At 62.2% G+C, this 14,778-nt stretch carries 15 protein-coding genes; 3 read left to right on the plus strand and 12 right to left on the minus strand.

Annotated elements, in window-relative coordinates; all coding sequences use genetic code 11:
• Positions 1 to 21: 21 nt before the first annotated feature.
• The 8 genes from ACWIKB_RS24540 to gspG form a co-directional block, all read right to left on the minus strand.
• Positions 22 to 1,191: a substrate-binding domain-containing protein gene (locus tag ACWIKB_RS24540; protein WP_475269994.1), complete on the minus strand. Its 1,170-nt coding sequence runs from the start codon at positions 1,189 to 1,191 to the stop codon at positions 22 to 24.
• 447 nt (positions 1,192 to 1,638) lie between these two features.
• Positions 1,639 to 2,850 carry a type II secretion system inner membrane protein GspF gene (gspF, locus tag ACWIKB_RS24545; protein ID WP_475269996.1) on the minus strand — a complete coding sequence of 404 codons (1,212 nt, stop codon included), beginning with the start codon at positions 2,848 to 2,850 and terminating at the stop codon, positions 1,639 to 1,641.
• Complete coding sequence (gspE, locus tag ACWIKB_RS24550; RefSeq protein WP_475269998.1) at positions 2,850 to 4,268, minus strand: type II secretion system ATPase GspE; 1,419 nt, start codon at positions 4,266 to 4,268, stop codon at positions 2,850 to 2,852. Before gspE ends, gspF begins: the two co-directional genes overlap by 1 nt.
• Positions 4,269 to 4,404: 136 nt before the next feature.
• On the minus strand, positions 4,405 to 6,768 hold the full coding sequence (gene gspD / locus ACWIKB_RS24555; protein WP_475270000.1) for a type II secretion system secretin GspD: 2,364 nt from the start codon (positions 6,766 to 6,768) through the stop codon (positions 4,405 to 4,407).
• Complete coding sequence (gspM, locus tag ACWIKB_RS24560; protein WP_475270002.1) at positions 6,765 to 7,289, minus strand: type II secretion system protein GspM; 525 nt, start codon at positions 7,287 to 7,289, stop codon at positions 6,765 to 6,767. The genes gspD and gspM overlap by 4 nt, the downstream gene beginning before the upstream one ends.
• Positions 7,282 to 8,448 (minus strand): type II secretion system protein GspL, encoded by a 1,167-nt coding sequence (gene gspL, locus ACWIKB_RS24565; protein WP_475270004.1) that lies wholly within the window; start codon positions 8,446 to 8,448, stop codon positions 7,282 to 7,284. The genes gspM and gspL overlap by 8 nt, the downstream gene beginning before the upstream one ends.
• Positions 8,445 to 9,419, minus strand: coding sequence for a type II secretion system minor pseudopilin GspK (gene gspK / locus ACWIKB_RS24570; protein ID WP_475270006.1), 975 nt, complete (start codon positions 9,417 to 9,419; stop codon positions 8,445 to 8,447). Before gspK ends, gspL begins: the two co-directional genes overlap by 4 nt.
• An 8-nt stretch (positions 9,420 to 9,427) precedes the next feature.
• Positions 9,428 to 9,886 (minus strand): type II secretion system major pseudopilin GspG, encoded by a 459-nt coding sequence (gspG, locus tag ACWIKB_RS24575; RefSeq protein WP_475270008.1) that lies wholly within the window; start codon positions 9,884 to 9,886, stop codon positions 9,428 to 9,430.
• A 147-nt stretch (positions 9,887 to 10,033) separates the two neighbouring features.
• Between gspG and gspI the strand changes: the two genes are divergently transcribed.
• Entirely contained in the window at positions 10,034 to 10,414 is a 381-nt protein-coding gene (gspI, locus tag ACWIKB_RS24580; RefSeq protein ID WP_475270010.1) for a type II secretion system minor pseudopilin GspI, read from the plus strand.
• Position 10,415: 1 nt separating this feature from the next.
• Here gspI and ACWIKB_RS24585 read toward each other — a convergent pair whose 3' ends face one another.
• Positions 10,416 to 10,847 carry a type II secretion system protein N gene (locus ACWIKB_RS24585; RefSeq protein ID WP_475270012.1) on the minus strand — a complete coding sequence of 144 codons (432 nt, stop codon included), beginning with the start codon at positions 10,845 to 10,847 and terminating at the stop codon, positions 10,416 to 10,418.
• A 120-nt stretch (positions 10,848 to 10,967) separates the two neighbouring features.
• Between ACWIKB_RS24585 and ACWIKB_RS24590 the strand changes: the two genes are divergently transcribed.
• Both ACWIKB_RS24590 and ACWIKB_RS24595 read left to right on the plus strand, forming a co-directional pair.
• A complete protein-coding gene (locus tag ACWIKB_RS24590; RefSeq protein ID WP_475270014.1) occupies positions 10,968 to 11,420 on the plus strand; it encodes a GspH/FimT family pseudopilin in 453 nt (150 codons plus the stop codon).
• Entirely contained in the window at positions 11,417 to 12,040 is a 624-nt protein-coding gene (locus ACWIKB_RS24595) for a prepilin-type N-terminal cleavage/methylation domain-containing protein (RefSeq protein ID WP_475270016.1), read from the plus strand. The genes ACWIKB_RS24590 and ACWIKB_RS24595 overlap by 4 nt, the downstream gene beginning before the upstream one ends.
• A gap of 85 nt (positions 12,041 to 12,125) precedes the next feature.
• On the opposite strand, the gene ACWIKB_RS24600 is transcribed toward ACWIKB_RS24595, so the two are convergent.
• The 3 genes from ACWIKB_RS24600 to ACWIKB_RS24610 all read right to left on the minus strand — a co-directional run bounded on the left by ACWIKB_RS24600 (position 12,126) and on the right by ACWIKB_RS24610 (position 14,764).
• The gene (locus tag ACWIKB_RS24600) at positions 12,126 to 13,106 is read right to left on the minus strand and encodes a LysR family transcriptional regulator (protein ID WP_475270019.1); all 981 of its coding nucleotides are present in this window, start codon (positions 13,104 to 13,106) and stop codon (positions 12,126 to 12,128) included.
• Positions 13,107 to 13,352: 246 nt separating this feature from the next.
• Positions 13,353 to 14,285: a peptidylprolyl isomerase gene (locus ACWIKB_RS24605; RefSeq protein WP_475270021.1), complete on the minus strand. Its 933-nt coding sequence runs from the start codon at positions 14,283 to 14,285 to the stop codon at positions 13,353 to 13,355.
• Complete coding sequence (locus ACWIKB_RS24610) at positions 14,282 to 14,764, minus strand: YbjN domain-containing protein (RefSeq protein ID WP_475270023.1); 483 nt, start codon at positions 14,762 to 14,764, stop codon at positions 14,282 to 14,284. The genes ACWIKB_RS24605 and ACWIKB_RS24610 overlap by 4 nt, the downstream gene beginning before the upstream one ends.
• Positions 14,765 to 14,778: the final 14 nt, after the last annotated feature.

The following is a 14,778-nucleotide window of genomic DNA, read 5'->3' on the forward strand; positions in this document are numbered from 1 at the left end:
AAGTATCTTCAAAGGCTTGTGTTATGGACGACCAACGCCGTTGCAGACGCTGACGTTGGCGATGTCCAGACCGTCGCTGTAGCCGTTGTCCAGGAAGGTTTTCTTCACTTCAGCAGCGAATGCGGCAGGCAGGCTGACGAACGAGTGCTGAGTGATGATGGTCGACTTGGCGCCGGTGTACAGGTCAGTGAAGAAGTTACGTACAGCGGTGGCATCGGCGGCGGTGGCGTAGCACTGACCGACGAGAAAGTTGGTGTAACCAACGATTGGGTAGGCGTTGGCAGCGGTTGGCACAGCGGTGTCGCCAGCGGCAGTGTTGCTACCGAATGTAGGCACCCATTTCAGTGGGTTGGCACGATCAGCAGCCGACGCTGGAGCAACAGCGGTGCCCAGAGCGGTACGGGCATTGCTGAAGGTTGGCAGCGGCGCAGTACCTGCGGCTACTGCGTTTTTGCTGACGCGAGCAACCACGGCATTGCTGTTGGCGTTGACGTAGTCAGGGCTGACGTAACCGATGGCGCCATCGGTTGCGTTTACAGCGGCCACAACGGCAGCGCTGGTGGCCACGGCTTGCCAGTTGGCAGGCTCGGCACCGACGTTAGCGGTAGTGAAAGTGCCGTTCACACCGAACTTGGCTGGGCACGAATCATTCAGGAAGCGCGACAACAGTTCGGTGGTACCACTGCTGCCGGAACGGTAGATCACTTTGATCGGGGTGGTGTCAGCAGTGCTCAACAACTGGCCCCAGGTGGTGGTGGTGCCGGAGAACACGTTGCACAGCTGAGCGCCGGTCAATTGCAGGGTAGTCACACCGGTGCGTTTGTACGGAATGGTCACCGAAGTACCGACAGCTGGCACCTGGATCAACTTGCCGAAAGTCGCGGCGTTGGCGCTGTTGTAGTTAGCCAGTTCAGTCGCTGTCAGCACCGAGTCGCTGCCGGCGAAATCAACCGGAGTACCGGCAGGCTGGTTGATCGAGGCCGGGGCGTTGGTCAGGAAAGCCGTCTTGCCGGCGCCGCTGCCGACACCGGTGTAGCTGAAGTCGGTTGGCAGCAAACGTGGCAGGGTCGAAGTACCGTTGTAGAGGTTTTCCGGCAGGGTTGCACCGCCACCAACAACAGCGGCCATGGATTGGGCCGAGGCCAGTGCGGCAACAGCCAACGAGGCTGCGATCATAGTGCGCTTAAACATGAAGAAGCTCCTTTCGTCGTGTTCGTACGTGGGGGTGATGTGCTCGTTAATGACGCCATGGCGCTCAAATCCTTGCCTTGCTCTGAAGGTCGTCCGGGGTGAGGCCATGGGTTAGAAGTTCGCAGCTTCCAGTGACAGATAAAGGAAAAAACCTCGGGAGCCGGAGGGTGATTTTTCGCGAAATTCTCGGGTGTTTGCCGCCTCTTTACAGACGTCTGGGTCGGGGGTTCTGGCGGGATCTGGCAGGGGTTGGCTGGAACGGTTGATCTGCCGTTTCACATGACAGAACGGAGAACCCGAGGAAGGCTCGGGTGGTGCGCAGATGAGGGGAAAAAAGTTTGAGGGTGATGGTTTTTTTTGAGGCCGCCTTCGCGAGCAAGCCCGCTCCCACATGGGATCGCGTACACCTGTAGGAGCTGCCGAAGGCTGCGATCTTTTGATCTTGATCTACTGCACCAACTGGTTGATCTCGATAATCGGCAACAACACCGCCATTACGATCACCAGCACCACGCCGCCCATGACCACGATCATCAACGGCTCAAGCAACGCCGTCATGCCCATGGCCCGGCGTTCGATGTCCCGGGACAAGGTTTGCGCGGCGCGTTCGAGCATCGGCGGCAGCGAGCCGGTTTTCTCGCCGCTGGCGATCAGGTGGATCAACACCGGCGGAAAGACCTTCTCGACGCGCAACGCAGCGGCGAGGTTGACCCCTTCGCGCACCTTGGCCGTGGCGTCGCTGACGCTCAGGCTCAAGCGGTCGTTGGACAAGGTCTGGCGCGCTGCCTCCAGGGCACGCAATAGCGGCACGCCGGCACCGCCGAGAATCGCCAGGGTCGAGGCGAAACGTGCGGTATTCAGGCCCAGCACAAAACGCCCGAACAATGGCAATCGCAGGATGCGACTGTGCCAGTTCAGCCGTGCCACCGGGTTACGCAAATACAGGCGCCAGCCCCAGAAACTCCCGGCCATGAGGCTGAAACACAACCAGCCCCAGCCACGAATAAAATCACTGGCATTGAGCATTGCCAGGGTCAGCCCCGGCAAATCCTGACGCGCCTGGGAAAACGCGCTGACCACCTGGGGCACCACGTAGCTGAGCAGGAAGATCACGATGGCAATCGACACCAGCCCCACCACGCCCGGGTAGATAAACGCCGTGAGGATCTTGCCCCGCAGGTTGTTGCGTTCTTCTATGTAGTCGGCCAGCCGCTCCATCACCTGAGCCAGGTCGCCGGACTCCTCCCCCGCGGCAATCAATGCGCGATAGATTTCCGGAAAGTCCCGTGGCCGCGCCGCCAGGGCTTCGGCCAGGCGCATGCCGCTGCGCACATCGGCGCGCACCGCGCTCAGGGTCTGGGCGATGTGTTTTTTTTCGGCCTGTTCCACCGTGGCGCTCAATGCCGCTTCCAGTGGCAGGCTCGCGCCGAGCAGGCTCGCCAGTTGCCGGGTGGCCCAGGCCAGGTCGTTGTCCGAAAGCTTGGCGCTGAACATTCCAGCGCCAGCCCCGGACGGCGTGTTGTTCTCGATCTGCACCAGCAATGCAGTCAAACCGCGACTGCGCAAGACACCGAACGCCGCGCTTTGGCTGTCGGCTTCCAGGTGCCCGGCCTCGATCTTGCCTTGGGCGTCGGCGGCTTCGAAACGGTAGCGATTCATCAGGCGTCCCGTGTTACGCGAAGGATTTCTTCCGGCGCCGTGGCACCGCTGCGTACCCAGCGCTCGCCGTCTTCACGCATGCTGAACATCCCGGCCTCGCGAGCCGCCGCCCTGAGCGCCTGCTCGCCTGCGCCTTGATGGATCAGCGTGCGAATGTCGTCGTCGATACAGAACAACTCATGAATACCGGTGCGGCCGCTGTAGCCGGTGTGGTTGCACGCCGTACAGCCGACCGGGCGCCAGGTGCCGGGGTTGGCCGGGTCTTCTTGTTTGCACTGGTTACACAGCCGCCGCACCAGCCGTTGCGCGAGCACCCCGAGCATTGAGGAGGCCAACAGAAACGGCTCGACCCCCATGTCGATCAGTCGGTTGACCGCCGATACGGCGTCGTTGGTGTGCAGGGTCGCCAGCACCAAGTGTCCGGTGAGCGATGCCTGCACGGCTATTTGTGCGGTTTCGAGGTCGCGGATCTCGCCGATCATGATGATGTCCGGGTCCTGGCGCAGGATCGCGCGCAGGGCCAAGGCAAAGGTCATGTCGATCTTGGCATTGACCTGGATCTGACTGATGCCCGGCAAGTCGTATTCCACCGGGTCTTCGACGGTGAGGATGTTGCTGGTGCTGGCGTCGAGCCGTGCCAACGCCGCGTAGAGGCTGGTGGTTTTGCCGCTGCCGGTGGGGCCGGTGACCAACACGATGCCGTGGGGCTGGCGGATCAGGTTGTCCAGTTTGGCCAGCACCTGCGCATCCATGCCGAGGGTTTCCAGTTGCAGGCGCCCGGCCTGTTTATCGAGCAGGCGCATCACTACTCGCTCGCCGTGGCCGGTGGGCACCGTGGACACCCGAATGTCGATCGGCCGCCCGGCCACGCGCAAGGCGATACGCCCGTCCTGAGGCAGGCGTTTTTCGGCGATGTCGAGCTGCGCCATGATCTTGATCCGCGACACCAGCGCGCCATGCAACGCTTTGCGCGGCGACACCACGTCGCGCAAGGTGCCATCGACCCGGTAGCGCACCACCGAATGGCTTTCGTAAGGCTCGATGTGAATGTCGCTGGCCTCATCCCGCGCCGCCTGGGTGAGCAAGGCGTTGATCATGCGGATCACCGGCGCACCGTCCTGGGTGTCGAGCAGGTCGGTGATTTCGGGGATGTCCTGCATCAACCGATCCAGATCAACCTCATTCTCCGCCGCCCCGACCACCGCCGCTGCGCTGCCGGTGTCGGCGTAGGCACTGGCGAGCAAGCCGTCGAGTTCTTCATCACGCACTCGCTCCAGCCGCGCCGGGCCGAACTGACGGCGGACTTCGCTGATTGACCAGCCGGGGGTGGACGGACAAACCGTCAACACCGCGCCCTCCTCGCCATCGCGCAGCAAGATCCGTTGAGCCTTGGCCCAGGCGTAGGGCAAAGCACTCATAATCTTACCCCCCAGCACACACCCCCTGTAGGAGCTGCCGAAGGCTGCGATCTGTTGATCTTGCTCTTAGGGGCCCTCCAAAAAATCAAAGTCAAAAGATCGCAGCCTTCGGCAGTTACTACGGGGATCGATGTGTTCATTGGATTGGTACCGCCCGGATGCTCGCTCGCGGTTGCGCATTCACCGCCGGCACGCCTTGCGCCGCTGCCGGCAATTGCGGCGCCTGCATGTCCGGCATGGCCCAGCTGCGTTCCGGTTGCAACCCGCCCTGGGCACGGCGCATGAAGTCGTAGCGGTTGAGGGTAATCGCGCGTCCGGCGCCGCTGTCGCGAATGATGTACGGCCGCAGGAACACCATCAGGTTGGTCTTGGTGATCGCCCGGCGCTCATTGCGAAACAACGCGCCAAGACCCGGAATGCTCGACAGCCATGGCACCGCATCGTTGCTCTGGCTGTAGCCGTCTTGCAGCAAGCCGCCGAGGACCATGATCTGCCCGTCGTCGAGCAGGATGCTGGTGTCGATCGCCCGTTTGTTGGTGACGATGCCGGCAGCCGTCACGCTGTTGGAGGCGCGCTCATCGATGCTGCTGACTTCCTGATAGATATCGAGCTTGACCGTGCCGCCCTCGGAAATCTGTGGCCGCACGTTGAGCTTCAAACCGACTTCTTCACGGGTTACGGTCTGGAACGGGTTATTGCTGGTGCCACCGCCACCGGTCACGTAACTGCCGCTGACAAACGGAATGGTCTGGCCGACAAAAATACTTGCCGCTTCGTTGTCCAGGGTCAGCAGGTTCGGCGTCGACAGCACGTTGGTGCCTCCCTTGCTCTTGAGCGCGTGGGCCAACACTTTAAGGTCCATGACTTTGCCGATGCCGGGGATGTCCACGGTGCCGTTGAGGAAGCCGACACTCAGGCCACCGGGCAATACGTCAACGCTGGTCTTGCCGCCAGCCTTGAAGCCACTGCCGCCCAGGTTCGCCCCGCCGATCACGCCATTGCCCGCCAGGTTGCCGGTCTGCCACTGCACGCCAAACTCATTGGCATCGTCTTCGCCGACTTCGACGATCAGGCTTTCGATCACCACTTGGGCGCGGCGCTGGTCGAGCATGTCGATGACTTCCCGCAGGTTGCGGTACAACGGGTCCGGCGCAGAAATCAGCAAGGTGTTGGTGGTCGCGTCGGCCTGGATCGTCACGCCGCCGGCGCTGAAGGCAACGCTCTGTTCAGTCTGCTGGCCGCCGTTCTGGCTGCTCGAACCGCTGGTGCCCTGCCCGTAAGTGCTGCTGCCGGTGGTGCCCGACGTGGAGCTTTGGGTGCCGGTGCTGCTCTGGCTGCCACTCTGGCCATTCTGCCCGCCACTCGCATTGCCGCCCATGGCGCTCAATACCGAGCGCGCATTGTCGCCGCTGCCGCTGTCGCTCTCCCCGGTGAGCAAACCGCGCAAGGCCTGGGCCAGTTTTGCCGCCTGGGCGTTGCGCAGGTACACCACGTGCAGGTTGCTCGGGTTGCTTTGGGCGTTGTCGAGTTTGTAGATCAGGTTGCGCGCCAGTTCCGTGCGCTCGGGGCTGCCGGCGCGAATGATGATCGAGTTGGAACGCGGATCGCCGATCACCGAGATTTTCTGCGTCGGGTCATTGCCCGGCTGTTCGAGCAGCTCCGAGACCATGCCGGCGATGTCCACCGCGATGCCGTTCTGGATCTGCACCACATCAGTGTCGATGGCGCTCGGTGTGTCGATGCCTTCGATGATCTGCGCCACCCGCGTCAGGTTCTCGGCGTAATCGGTGATGACGATGGTGTTGTTGCCAGGGTAGGCGTTGATCGGGTTGTTCGGCGAAACGATCGGACGCAGCACCGGAATCAGGTTCACCGCGTTTTCGTATTGCAGGCGAAACGTGCGGGTGAGCATGCCGTTGCCCGCCGGTTTGTCGGCACTGTAGATCGGTCCGCCGAGCAGTTTGGCGTCAGCCTCTGGCACCACTTGGGCGACGCCGCCGACATCGACCACGCTGAAACCCTGCATACGCAGCGCCGACAACAACATGTCATAGGCCTGGCGCGCCGGCACCTGGCCCTCGGACACCAGGGTCAGGTTGCCTTTGACTCGCGGGTCCACCAAAAACTGCTGCCCGGTGGAACGGGACAACGCCCGCACCACCGCCTGAATGTCGGCATCGACAAAATTCAATGTCACTGGCTGTTCGCCCAACGGATTGCCCGGCACCGTGCTGCCGCGACTGGAAGTGCCACTGCGCGCCGCGTTGGTGACTTTGTGCTGCGGCCGCGGTTGCTGTTCGATTTGCGTCTGTGCCCGCTGCCGATCCACCAGCGCATCGCCGCTGCGCTGGGTGTTGGCCAAGGGCCGACCGAGTTCACTGTCTACCAGCAACGGCTGGGGATTGGAGACGGTGTTGCTGCACGCTCCCAGCGCCAGCAACAGAAACGGCGCGGCGGTGCGTGCCGATTTGCGTACATAGTTGGAACCTGACCACTTCATGAAGCTTCCTTAGCGCCCAGCGCCTGATCCATGCGAACGGTTCCCGACAGAGTGCCTGCCGTGTCATCGGCCTTGGCCTCGCCTGCACGCTGCAAACGAGCCTCGACCACTTCCAGCGAAAATTGCCTCGGGTTGCCCAACAACCAACCGATCACCGCATCGGCCGGAGCGTCTTCGAACGTCAATTGCCACCCGGCGTCCAGGGACTGTAACTGGTAGTGCCCGGCCAGGCCGCTTATGTCGAGGGTCTGCTGCAAGGACTGTTCGAGATTCTGCCCGGCGGGCGGGGTTGCCACCTCGCGCAGCAACAACTCCAGCGCTTCGCTCTGGGAGCGCAGCTTTGGTGTTTCGACCTGCCAGTAATCGATTTTTTTCAGCGGCGGCTGAATCAACAGCAACCAGATCAACAGGCCGCCGAGTACCAGCGCCGTGCCCGCGACCATGCGTTTTTCCCGCAGCGCCAAGCCTTGCCAGATCAGCCGGGCACGAGCGCGCAAATGGATAAGGGATTGCTTATTCATCTTCAGCTCCGGTGCTCGTGTCGTCTTCGCTGGCGGTGGATTCGGCGGCCGGGCGTAGTGCCCAACCGGCATCGGTGGCGCTGACGGCGATGCCGGCCTGGGTCAGCGCGGCTTGCCACGCTTTGTCGGTGCCATTGCGTCGTGCATCGTCGAGTAAGGTCAGTTGCAGCTCATCGTTCTCAAACACCAGGCTCTGCACACTGCCAGCCATGAACGGCATGCCGCTGCCGGCTTGCAGCACCAGGCTGGCGAATCGCTGAGTGGTGTCGGTCGCGGCGCTGTTCTGGCGCGCAGTCAATTGCTGGCGAGCCTGTTGCAATGGGTTGAGAATCACCGGCAATTCAGGAAACGCCTGTTTCACCCGCTGAGTCATCTGCGCCTTGAGCTGTTGCCCTTGCGCGGCTTCGCGAGCGGCGTACATGTTCAGGCCCAAGGTCCAGACTGCCAGCGCCACTGCGCAACAGACGGCCGCGCGGCCCCAGCCCGGTTGGCTGGCGTTGCGTTGCTGCACCCCGGCGTGCAGCCCCCAACCGGGCAAAGGGCCGCTCCAGCGTTGTGCTTCAGGCAAGCGGTTGAGGATTGGCTCCGGTGCGGCGGCGCCAATCCATTGCAGCCCGCTGCCGGCCTCCAGCAACAGATCGCTCAGCGCTTCGTCAAAGTGCGGATGCACCACCGCGTGTTCCAGGCCATGGCGCACCAGCAAGTGACCTTCGTACAGGCACGCCGTATTAATCGGCAAACCATAAGCGGCCGGGTACACCCCGCGCAGGGTCAATCGAGCCAGCCGCAACAACTGGCCGAACTCGGTCAGCCATTGCCGGGACAGCCAGGCGATATGCACCCTTCCCTGCGCATCCCGAGGGCTGTGGGCAATGTGCATCTGCTCGCAAGCGCCAAGAATCAACGACTGCGCGGCACATTGCACCGCAGCGAAGGTTTTCGCCGAGGGCAGCACGGGTAAATCGATACTCGCCAGCAAGCTGTCCTGTGGGTGCAGGAAGAAAGCAATCGCCGGAGTTTTAGCGTTTTGGCCCAATTGCAGCAACGTGCTCTGCCCCTCGCGAGTCACCTGGCCCTGGCGGTCCAGCCAGGCGAAGGTCACGAGGCTTTCGAGGCTCAGTTGCGCCAGTGGTGGCAAGGCAACACGCAACTGGCTCATACGCCCACCCGCGACCAGATCACTTGAGGTAAACGGTCCTGGCTACGTTGCAGCAACGCGTCGAGGCTGACCCGCTGTTGTTCGCTACGGGCCTGGCCACGCAGGCGAAACCAGTCGCTGGTGATGCCGATCTTGATGGTGGTTAACTCCAGCTCGGGCATGCGCAATCGGTTGACGAAATCGCCGCGATTGATGAACCACTGGCCGCCGTCGCGCTCGGCGATCAACGCCTGGGCACGCTCGATCGACAGGCCCGGCACATACGCCGCCAACACCGGGGCGCTGGCGGTGTTGCCGTTGAGCCAGGTGTTGGCTGGCAGAATGGTGATAAACGGGCTGATCTTCGCCAGCAACGTCTCGGTAACGCCCTCGACACCGCGCAAATCTTCGACGCTGCGCAACATCGGGCGTGTGGCCGATTGGGGTTTGCGCACGGCATTCGGTGAAGTGGCGCGGCCGCTGTTGAGGCCACTGTTGACCGGGGCCTTGTCCGCCAGGCCCGGATTGAGCAACCGAGGATACGCCGCGATCACCCGCTGGCTGATGCGCTGGCTCAACGTCGTGTTGACCCCGATCAGCTCGCACAGGCGCTGAAAGTTGCGCAACTGTTCGTCATCGATCCGCTCGTTGGCGATCAGATTGCGCAGATTGAACTTGCCTTGCTCGTCTTCCAGACGCCCGTCAAACGTTCGCGCGCCGGCGCCCAGCGGCCTCACCACAATGGGTTGCGCCCATGGCTGATTCAGCCGGGTCAAGGGATCACGCTGACGTGCATCCCAGAGCAACTGCCGGCTGACTTCGATCCCGCCGTGCAGCACCCAGGCGCCTTGCACTCGCGACTGTTCGGCTTCAAGGCTGCGGGTGAACACGGTCTGGCGGGTCAGCATGCCCCCGGCAATCACTGCCACCACAGCCGCGATCAGCAAGGCGCTGATGATCGCCATGCCGCGTTGCTTCGAATGAGTTTTCATGACCGGCCTTACAGCTGCCAGGAGCCGATATCGGCATTCACACCGTCGCCATCAGGCTGGCCGTCGGCGCCGAGGGAGAAGATGTCGACTTCACCGTTCGCGCCCGGGTTCAGGTAACTGTAAGGACGGCCCCATGGGTCGTTGGGCAAGCGCTCAAGGTACGAACGCCAAGTGCTGTTTTTCGCGTCGGCGGGCCGTTCCACCAACACCTTCAACCCTTGAGTCATGCTCGGATAAGTGCCGTGATCGAGGCGATACAGCTTCAGCGCCTGCATCAAACCGCCAATGTCCTGTTTGGCGGCCGTGGCCCGAGCCTGGTCCGGACGGTCCAGCACCTTGGGCACCACCATGGCAGCGAGAATCCCGAGGATCACCACCACGACCATGATTTCGATCAGGGTGAAACCGCCCTGTCCATGTGGCCGGTGCGGGCGGTGCTTGAGTGCGTTGCGGTGCGCGATATCCATCTCGTCATTCCCTGGCTTGATTCGATTCGACGCGCAGTGTTGCAAGAAGATATGTCAGTGACGTTGAAAATCCTCGGGAGCTTTGGTCGTCAAGCGGTCAAGCCCGGGCGCTTAAGCTGAAGGCTGTTCGAACTGCGCGAGTGCCTGATGCGACACCCTCCCCGACAAGCCGGTTTTACCCTGATAGAAGTGCTGGTGGCTTTGGCGATCATTGCCGTGGCGATGTCTGCAGCCGTGCGTGTGGCCGGGTTGATGACCCAGAGCAACGGCCTGTTGCGCGACCGCTCGATTGCGCTGCTGGCGGCGCAGAGCCGACTGGCCGAGTTACGCCTTGAGGGACGCTTGCCGGCGGGGATGAAAGCAGTCGAGTGTGATCAGGGGCGGCTGTTGTTGCGCTGCGAGCAGGTCATCGGCAACGCGCAAAATGGCCGGCTGTTGCAGGTCGGTTTGCAGGTGTTTGATCGCAGCAGCGAGGCGCCGCCGTTGGCGCGGCTCGATACCTTATTGAGCCGGCCGGCGGTGAAATGATTTAGCGTTTCGTCAAATCCGGCAAAAACGGCGAATCCGGCAATTTGCTGAGGGCTATACGGGTTTTCTCCTCGCCACGTTCGATAACGATGGCATCCCCGTCGATGGCCACCACTTTTACCCCATGACTCACGCTTTCCCCGACCAGAAAACTACGCGGCGCGCCGCCATTGAGGCTAAGAATCGCCACCGCCCCGCGACTGCCGGCCATGACCCCGCTGACCTTGATCTCCACCGCCGCCGGTTGGTTGGAAAACCATTGCAACGCCGGGTTGTCGCTACGGACCGCCATCTGTTGCGGGGCAATGTCCGGGGTGCGCGACTCGGCGGACGTCAGCAACAACGACGACCAGGTGGCGATGCCCGCGATTGCCGCGAGCAAGGCAATCGATTGAACCAGTTGCGGCGCGGAAAACCGCTCGGTGAAAGACATGGGCTGAATCTCCTTTTAGTCCCTGCCCCGAGCCTACAGCGCAATGTTCACGTTTTTATTTCACACACTCATCATCTTCACCGTGCACGATGAAAATCGACGCAAAGGAGCGCGCAGCGGATGAATGGCTTCAGACAACATGGCTTTACCCTGATCGAGCTGATGGTGGTGCTGGTGATCATCGGCATTGCCAGCGCGGCGATCAGCTTGAGCATCAAGCCGGACCCGCTGCACCTGTTGCGCAAGGATGCCGCGCGCGTGGCGCAGCTGCTTCAAGTGGCTCAGGCTGAAGCACGCGCCGATGGTCGGCCGATCACCTGGCGGGCGGATGCCAAGGGTTTTCGTTTCAGTCGTCGCAGTGACAGCGGCAAGGGATTTGACCACTTCAACAACGACCCGCAGCTACGGCCTCGGCCCTGGGAGACGCCGGGCGTGGAGGTGCGTGTCGAGCCCAGACGAAAACTGGTGTTGAATGCGGAATGGATCAACCCGCCGCTGCAACTGACGCTCTCCGACGGCCTCAACAGCATCGCCGTGCAACGCAACGCCGCCGGCCAGGTGAGCGTGCAATGAAGACCCAGCAAGGTTTTACCCTGATCGAAGTGATGGTCGCGATCATGCTGATGGCGGTGGTCAGCCTGATTGCCTGGCGCGGGCTGGACAGCGTCACCCGCGCCGATGCGCATTTGCAGGCCAGCACCGAACAGACCGAAGTCTTGCTGCGAGCGCTGAACCAGATGGAGCGCGATGTCGCGTTGCGCGCCAGTATCGAGTTGGCGGAACCGGTGCGACCAGGCACCGAGGATGAGCCGGTCAACGCGCCACCCGCACTGACCGTGCGCAGCACCGAAGGCAAGGGTTTTCGCCTGGACGTGATCCGTGCCTCGGCCGAGGGCAACGGTGAACTGCAACGGGTGCGCTGGTGGCTCAAGGGCGACGTGCTTTACCGGGCGATTGCGCCAGCGCGCAGCCAATACCCGCTGCCTGCCCCGACTGACGGTGTCGCCGTGTTGAACGACGTCAGCGACGCGAGGTTACGGGTCTGGGAGGCGGACAAGGGCTGGCGCAAGTTGAGCGGCAACCGCAAGGAAAACCCCTTGGGCATCGAGATCAGCCTGGCCCGCAAGACACCGCAAGGGATTGAGAAATATCGGCAGGTGATGGGGCCGCTGGATGAACTGAACCCCCCGTAGGAGCTGCCGAAGGCTGCGATCTTTAGATTTTCAAGATCAAAAGATCGCAGCCTTCGGCAGCTCCTACCGGGAGGCGGCGTTCAATTCAGGACTCAAACCACTCCCGCCGTTCGGCGAAGGTGTTGCGGATCAGTTGCGCAATCATTTGCACCTCGGCCACTTCACCGGAGTCGGCATTCACCGCCAGCCACACCTGATGCTGCATCGGCTCGCGGAACAGCCCCGGCAAAGCAACGAGGCTGCGGTCGTAGCGACTCATGTAACCGGGCAGCAGGCCGATGCAGGCGCTGCAACGGATCATGTCCAGCATCAGTTCATAGGACTGCAACTTCACCACGCCCGCCAGGCGCTGTTCCACCAGGTTGTTCCAGGGCCGGAAGCTTTCGATTTGCCGATCGTGTTGCCGTTGCACCAGCATAAAATCGGCCAGGTCATCAACGCTGTCTGGCCTGGCGGTGACCCGGGAATACCGTTTGGCGATGTGCGGCAGGTAGTTCAGCTGGGCGAGGTGCTGCGGCTCAGTGGTTGCAAACGTCGGGCCCGGCAGCGGCGCCTCGCCCTCCGACAGCCACAGCACCACATCGGCACTGATGGTTTGCAGGGCCAGTTCGCTGTCCAGCGAGATGATCTCCAGACGGATGCTCGCGTTGCGGCGCAGTAGAGAGATAAGGTCCCGGCCGAGAATGTCATGCAGCAGCGACTCGGCCACGGCCAGGCGGATGGAGCGCTGTTCGAGCACCGGCAACTTGCGCTCGTGAATCAGGACGCTGAGCTGCGCGTGCAATTGCTGGCCTTCGCGGCTGAGGGTCAAGGCGCTGCCCTGGAAGTTGAACAGTGAACGCTGCAGGCGTTCCTCCAGTTGCGCCAGTTGCTTGCGCAGCAAGGTCGCCCGGACATTGAGGCTGCGCGCCGCCTGCATGAAACACCCGCACCGGGCGCTGACCATAAAGTACTGCGCCACCTCATCTTCGATCCCGGCAGCCAGCGCCAGCCAGGCATCAGGTGTTTGCGGTGGCGCGCGGTAATCGGTAGTGCCGTGGCGTCCTGTGGACTCTATGAATGACATCGATGACTCCCTGTCGATCTTTGTTTGGATTGCAGTACTTCAACTGACTCAGTGCTATCCCCTGTGGGAGCGAGCCTGCTCGCGAAAGCGCCAGGTCAGCCGACATCATTGTTAAATGTCATGGCCTCTTCGCGGGCAAGCCTCGTTCCTACAGGGGTGCTGTGTTGTTCACACATTCTCTGCCAATCACATTCCCCCGTAGGAGCGAGGCTTGCCCGCGAAAGCGTCCTGATCAGCGCTGCGAATCTAAAGTTTTTCCTCCAGCACTTTGTTCAGCTCAGCCCCATCAATGCTCAGTGTCGCGGTGTTGAGCATGCCTTCCAGGTAGGCCTTGGCGATTTGTTCCTGACGTTGGGCACGCAGGGCCAGGGTCAAACGTTCGCGCAGTTCGTCGAGGGTGGCCACGCGGGCCGGTTGTTGCTCGGTGAGTTTGATGACATGGAAACCCGCCGCGCTCTGCACCGGGTCCGATACCGCGCCGACTTTCAGTCGCGACACCGCGCCGCGTACCTCAGGCACCAATTGCTGCAAGGGTTGCAGCCCGGTGTCACTGACGCCGCCCTGTGAATACTGGCTCGCCAACGCGGCAAATTCCGTCGGTGCGGCCTGGGCTTTCTTGCTCAGTTCCAGCGCCTGCTTGCGCACGTTTTCAAGGTTCTGCGGATCGCGCACCGCCAGGAAAATCTGACTGACCCGATACGCCGGCGGCATCTCCCAGCCGGATTTCCCCGCCTCATACGCCTGCTGCAACTGCTCAGCGTTGGGGTAATCCGCCGGCACTTGACTGACCGACTGCAAATAATCGCGAAAGACAATTTGCTCGGTGGCCGCGCGGGTTTGCTGCTCCACCTCAGGGCGTTGCCGCCAGCCCTGCGCATCCGCCTGTTCAAGCACAGCCTTTTCAGCCAGGCGCGAGCGAATCCAGCTTTCCAGCGCCCCACGATTGCCTCGCAGTTGCTCGCGAACTTCAGGCGCAGCGGTGGCGAGCAACCCCATCAGTTCATCAGGCGTGACCTGTTGATTGCCCAGTCGCGCCACCGCTGGCCCATTCACACTCATTGCCGAGGGTACCGGCTGCTGAGCCGCCACCGGGTCGTTACCCGGTCGCAGGCCCAATGCAACGGCCACCACCAGCAAGGTCAGCGCACCGGCGCTGACCACTGCCGTTCGTTTTTTCACAGCGCTGGAACCTCGTCTGTCGCTTCGGCGGTTTGCACTTGTGCTTGAGTCTGCAAATTCGCAGCGTTCTGGCTGTATTCACGCAGGTACACGATGAACTCCTGCAGCAGGCGATCCCACAGTTCCAGATTGCCCTTCAGGTGATCGGCGCTGACGCCGGCGGCCACTACCACGTCCATTTCCATCACCAGGAACTCGCCCTGCACCGACAACCGGGCAAAGCGCCGCGACGCGTTCCACAGTTCCGCCAGCCCGGCCGGCAACTCGCCCTGCACGCGCAAGGCGCAGCTGAAGGTAAAGTCGACGTAACTGCCCTGCTCCACCGCCGGGTTGCCAAAACGCACGGCGTAGCCGATGCCCTGGCTGGCGCTGAGCAATTGCACGATGCCGTTCTGTTCAGTCTGGTTGACCCGGTAACCGGCGGCTTGCAGCACGTCGGTCAGGGATTGCGGCGATACGTGGCTGATCAATTGAGTCATGGGGTTCATCCTTG

Source organism: Pseudomonas sp. 5Vm1k (assembly GCF_056161485.1).